1 protein-coding gene is annotated in these 2,446 nt (G+C 68.3%); it reads right to left on the bottom strand.

Annotation, left to right across the window (positions count from 1 at the left end; genetic code table 11):
• Positions 1-49: 49 nt before the first annotated feature.
• Positions 50-1,951, bottom strand: coding sequence for a collagenase (locus H5J30_RS27310; protein WP_181789982.1), 1,902 nt, complete (start codon positions 1,949-1,951; stop codon positions 50-52).
• Positions 1,952-2,446: the final 495 nt, after the last annotated feature.

Raw genomic sequence — 2,446 nt, 5'->3', positions numbered from 1 at the left:
CGGTGCCCCGGCCGCGGGTCGCGGTCGGGGCACCGGGCCGTTCCGGGGTCTACCGCGCGGCGGCGGTGCCGCAGTCGCCGGCCGAGCACTTGCTCAGCCAGTCGGCGAAGTCGGCGTCGTAGCGGTTGCCGATGGTGCTGGTCAGCAGCGTGCGCGCGGCTTCCCAGTCACCGGTGCGGTAGTGGCCCAGCAGCGTGGCGACGTCATCCGGGTGGGACTGGATGAGGTAGCGGACCGCCAGGTAACCCCACTGGTACGTGCGGGTGGTGTTGGTGTTCTCGTAGGTGGTGTCGAAGAGCGTGCTGAGGGCGTAGGTGTTGTTGCCCGCCTCCTCGACGGCCTTCTCGTTGGGCAGGTCGCGGTACGAGTAGTTGATGTACTCGGCGAAGCCCTCGACCCACATGACGGTCGGGGTCTTCATGTTCTCCTCGAAGTCGCCGTACATGTTGAAGCGGCCGTCGAGGTAGTGCGTGTATTCGTGGTTGAGGTTCCAGATCTCGAAGTCGTCGGCCCATTCGGCGCGGTAGGCGATGAAGCGCGGCAGGTTGCCTTCCTTTGCCGGGTCGCCCTCCAGGTACATACCGCCGTTGTTGGTGTCGATGCCGAAGATGACGCCGGCGTAGGTCTGGTAGTCGAGGCTGGAGTCGAAGGCGACGACCTCCAGCTTGGTGTTGTTGTCGTCCGCGACAGGGCCGTTGTCCTTGGCCACGCCGTGGAAGAACTCGTCCTGCCCGAGCATGCTCGTGCAGGCCAGCCCGAGCTGCTCGTCCGTCAGCTTCTGCGCCGCGATCTCCAGGGTGTCGGCGCAGGTGTGCTTGACCGGCAGCACCGCCTCACGTACGCGCTCCTGCAGGTCGCACGTGCCGAAGAAGTCGCAGTTCTCCTTGTCGAAGGCGTCCGTCATCTCGGCGACGCCGACCCACAGCGCCGCGGTGGCGGTGTCGTCGAGGGAGGTGGCGTCGAGCAGCTCCTTGGCCAGCGGGCGGACCGCCTCGCGGAGCTGGTCGTGCTGGAGGAACCGGCCCAGCTCGCGGCCGGCGTTGGTGGTCAGGAACTGCTTGTCGGTGCCGATGAGGTCCTTGTGGGAGGTGGCGAAGTCGCGCAGGAGGGTGAGCAGGCTCTGGTCGGCGGCCACGGCGTCGATGAACTCCGGCACCCAGTTGCCGCGGAAGATCACGGTGTAGGTGCTGTTGACGGCGTTGACCATCCAGTAGAACTCGTCGTACGAGGAGTCGTAGCCGGTCAGCAGCTTCTTGACGACCTCCAGGTAGCGGGCGTTCTCCATGGCGCTGTCGATCAGGATGACCGACTCGGAGAGCGTCTGGCCGTTGGCCTCCGTCACGTCGTACGCGCGGGAGGAGTTGAAGAAGGCGTCCAGGCCGCCCTGGATGGCGGTCTTCAGCGCCGGGCCGTACTCGCCGACGCCGTCGGGGTCGCCGTACTGCACGTAGTAGCCGGCGCGCAGGTACAGGACGACCTGGGTGATCGACGAGCTGTTGTCGCCCTGGTAGGACGAGGCGAGGTCGCGGTAGGCGTCGGCCACCGTGACCATCTGCTGCTCCTGGAAGAGCGCGCGCGCGTCGCCGCCGGTCACGGTGAACAGCGTGTTGACGCACGCCGTCTCCGACGCCTTGATCTGGTCGACCAGCGCGGCGCCGGTCTTGGAGGTGAAGTCGCCGACGTTGCACTCCGCCGCGTCGGGACCCGCCGCGGCGGTACGGGCCAGCTTGCGCGCGGTGGCGTCGGTGCCGGCTTCCTGGGGCGGGAGGAGGGTGGCGTCCGCCTTCAGCTCGGCCGTCGTCGCGGGGTCGCCGGGCGCCAGGCCGGCGGCGATTGCGTCGGGGGTGGCCTGCTTGGGTGCGGGGATCGACTTCGGCGCGGGCGCCTTGCCCGGCGCGGCGGTGGCTTCTGCGGCGGGGGCGACCAGTGCGTACCCCGCCCCCAGACACATGACCAGGGCGACTACCAGAAGGTAGAACCCCGTTCTCGAAATGGGGGGTTTGGCTATCAAGTGAGCCTCCGAGTTCGTGGGTTCCGCGTGCGCCGCACAGCCGGTTCTGACTGTCATGCACACGGGCTTGGTGCCATGTAAAATTACACACGTCACATGGCAAGCCAAGGTCCCGGTAACCGCGGGCACTTGCACTTTTGACGGGTCGACAACCCGGCCGCATAACGGATTCGCATCGTCGCGGGATGAGCCGCCCGCGACCCGCTCCCTCCCCGACAAGCGTTCTTTCGCCCTCTCCTCCCTCATGGAATGACCGCCATGTCCGAAAGCCCGACCGCCCTTCCGGCGCCCGGCGCCGCCGCCGGCGACACCGGTGACGCCGAGCTGACCGCCCTGATACGCGACGCGCTCCCCGGCACCGCCGACGCGGCGCTCGACGAGCTGTACCGGCGGCACCGCGCCGCCGTGCTGGCGTACGCGCGCAGCTGCACGCGG

It is taken from the genome of Streptomyces phytophilus (assembly GCF_013870535.1).
GTDB classification, from domain to species: Bacteria; Actinomycetota; Actinomycetes; order Streptomycetales; family Streptomycetaceae; genus Streptomyces; species Streptomyces phytophilus.
This window is presented reverse-complemented; position numbering and strand designations above follow the sequence as displayed.